Source organism: Pseudomonas sp. 8Z, from assembly GCF_902506535.1.
Taxonomy (GTDB): domain Bacteria; phylum Pseudomonadota; class Gammaproteobacteria; order Pseudomonadales; family Pseudomonadaceae; genus Aquipseudomonas.
Window position 1 is genome coordinate 1 of record NZ_LR733829.1, and the last position, 2,088, is coordinate 2,088.

Genomic DNA, 2,088 nt, shown 5'->3' on the forward strand with positions numbered 1-2,088 from the left:
CGGCAACTTGGTAAACGGACTTGGCCAGATCAACGGCAATGCGCTTCATAACGACTCTCCCGCTCAAAAATCCTCGACACCTTGGTATAGAACTGTGGTGTGGGGAGAGTCCATTACAGCATTCAAGTCACTCGCTTCGCTCGTTCGGGACCGGCTAAAGCCGGCCCCTTAACCAAACGTTATGTGTTTATATTTGAGAATTGATTATGTTTGGTACTCCATACAAGGAATTTATGGCGAATGAAATGAGGATCAATGTTTGCTCTATAGAATCCAAGTTAAACGAACCATTTTTTTCTAATTTTAAGATAATTGCTGTTGATGCTATTGAGAAATACATTGATGCAATCAAGGCTTTCGAAGCCAAAGGTGAGGTTCGAGATTTATATAGTGGTGTCGATAATGAGGCAGAGGAACTGATCAGATCGCATTATTGTTCACTGTCGGACGAAATCGAAGATGAAGAAGTTTTGCAGGTATTTGATGCTCTGCGACATTCATTTTCATGTTATGCATATAATGGACTTCATCAGTTGTATACGCGTCAAGAAAATGAAGCTTGGCATCCAAAGGTAACACTCATAGATCGTTTGGAACCAAACGATATCAACACATTAGATTCAACTATAAAAATTTATCGTGGATGTGATGTTGGTGAGTTCGATAATAACTCATACGGGCAAGCTTGGACGACTTCGTTGGATGTGGCTAAAGACTTTGCGTTTAGGCATTACCAAAGTCAGCCTTGGTTTAAGGAAGAGAAAAGAATAGTAGTCGAAACTATTTACTCAAGAGATCATCTTTTGTTTTCCGACCAATCGATTGAGTTTGAGGTGGTAGTAGACACGAAGAAGTTAATCAATGTTAAAAAACACACATAACAAACGCATGTAGTCGGACTGGTTTTCCGCTGCGCTCCAAACCAGCCGCAAATGCGGGCGTTAGGTTTACGTATAATTGTGAATATCAAAAAAGAGGGACATTGATGTCACTAAAAGATATAACCCACCCGATACTTTATTCAGCCATGACAACACTGGCTTACAATATAAATAAGAAATTCTATAGCGATAAACATTACATGTGGTGCACCCCATATTTTGGTTCTGACTTTGAGTCCCCGCACTTCACTGTACCCCCAAGCTCATCCCCTATAGAAATTTACAACACCCTTAAAAAGGAAGTGGATGCAGCAGACCACCACAATACAAAAATAGATTTAAACAGGAGAGGAATCAGAAAGGGTGCCTCTATTATGCTGAGGCTAGGAAGAATCACTCAAGAAGCACATGATGAAATTGTGTATATTTCCAAAAAAGCAAAAGACCAGCACTTTAGGCCTCTACTGTGTGTAATCTCTCGGCTTGAAGCTGTGCCATATTATCAAAAGGTTGATGTAAAAGATCGAGCAAACCCATTGTCTCACGAGTATATCTTGTCAGATCTACCTCAATCAGCATTTGATATTATTAGGATTGGTTAAAATGATCGAACTAGAAAGCATCGTGTCAGGCCATAATATCTCTGACGCAAGAGCCGCATTTTATTACCTGAGCAGATACATAAAGCAAGCTGATTATTTTGAGGAATATGAAAAAGACTTCTTTGATGACGACTTTCAGAGTGCCCCCTCTAAAGAGGCAAAGAAACTGACGCTTTTACTTATTGATCTTGTCGAGAAAATATCTGGCAAAAAAGCAGCTGAATTCTCAGATGATGAATACATGAAATGGATGGACGCCATAAACATGGTTGAATCTAAACTTGACCCTGAGCCATCTAAAGCGGTTAAAGAGTCTGCCGAGTCAACAATTGAAGAGCTATTTTTGCCTCAAATTGGTAAAAATACGTAGAAATACACCTAACAACTTATATGGACTCTCCCCACCAGTAGTGAGTAATAGCTTTTCGATCCTGTCGTCAGCGCGGTTGCATTCGTATATTCGGCCTGTTGTGGGCGTTCACGCCCTGGCCATTCTGTAGTTCGCGCAGCGGGGGCCAAGCGTTCAATCGATCACGGTGATCACACTTGTTATCGGCCTTGCTCCGCTGCAGGACTCGCCTGTTCCGACAGTTTCGCTATTCACC

At 41.3% G+C, this 2,088-nt stretch carries 3 protein-coding genes; all 3 read left to right on the plus strand.

Annotation, left to right across the window (positions count from 1 at the left end):
* Positions 1-206 precede the first annotated feature (206 nt).
* Positions 207-881 carry a hypothetical protein gene (locus tag AERO9A_RS22200; protein WP_159974128.1) on the plus strand — a complete coding sequence of 225 codons (675 nt, stop codon included), beginning with the start codon at positions 207-209 and terminating at the stop codon, positions 879-881.
* Positions 882-985: 104 nt separating this feature from the next.
* Positions 986-1,483, plus strand: a complete 498-nt coding sequence (locus tag AERO9A_RS22205; RefSeq protein ID WP_159974129.1) for a hypothetical protein — start codon at positions 986-988, stop codon at positions 1,481-1,483.
* A gap of 1 nt (position 1,484) precedes the next feature.
* Positions 1,485-1,853, plus strand: coding sequence for a hypothetical protein (locus AERO9A_RS22210; RefSeq protein ID WP_159974130.1), 369 nt, complete (start codon positions 1,485-1,487; stop codon positions 1,851-1,853).
* Positions 1,854-2,088 lie beyond the last annotated feature (235 nt).